At 66.7% G+C, this 751-nt stretch carries 1 protein-coding gene; it reads right to left on the reverse strand.

Annotated elements, in window-relative coordinates:
- The coding region (locus FLX07_RS35870; RefSeq protein ID WP_142576422.1) for an extracellular catalytic domain type 1 short-chain-length polyhydroxyalkanoate depolymerase at positions 1-751 on the reverse strand (751 nt) is incomplete at both ends.

Here is a 751-nt window from a genome sequence, read left to right on the forward strand (position 1 = left end):
ACGCCGGAGATGCTGATGCCTTCGACGGTGGCCTGGGTGGAGGTGTTGCCGTAGCGGGTGCGGGTCCATGACGACTGTGGGTGGTCGGTGAAGGCGGGGGTCTGGCTCAGGCCGTTGAGGTTGGTCCACTGCTTGATCTCCTCGCCGTAGTTGGGGTAGGCGAGGGTGGTGTCGGTGGTGCCGTGCCACAGTTGGATGCGGGGGTAGCGGCCGGTGTAGCCGGAGTACATGGCGCGGGCCTGGTCGCCCCACTGCTGGGCGGTTTTGATGAGTTGTCCGCCGGAGCACTGGCTGTTCCACAGTGAGCCGTTGGTGGTGGCGAAGCATCCGGCGGGTACGCCGGAGAAGGCCGAGGCGGCGGAGAACACGTCGGGGTACTCGGCGGCCAGGACGTTGGTCATCATCGCGCCGGAGGAGAAGCCGCTGACCACGATGCGGGAGGGGTCGACGTTGTAGCGCTGGCGGGTGTAGGAGACCATCGCCATGATGCCGGTGGAGTCGCTGCCGCCGTCGCGCCGCAGTGCGGCCGGGGTGGACACGTCGAAGCATTTCTCGCTGCGGGTGGCTTCGGGGACGACGATGATGTAGCCGTATCGGTCGGCGGCGGTGACGTAGTCGTGGCCGTTGCCGTTGAAGATCGCGCCGGCTGATCCGCCGCAGTAGTGGACCAGGACCAGCAGTGCCGGGCGTGCCGCGACTCTGTCGGGCACGTAGAGGTACATGTTGAGGTTCGTCGGGTTGTTGCCGAAAC

This window comes from Microbispora bryophytorum (assembly GCF_006874465.1).
Lineage (GTDB): Bacteria > Actinomycetota > Actinomycetes > Streptosporangiales > Streptosporangiaceae > Microbispora > Microbispora bryophytorum.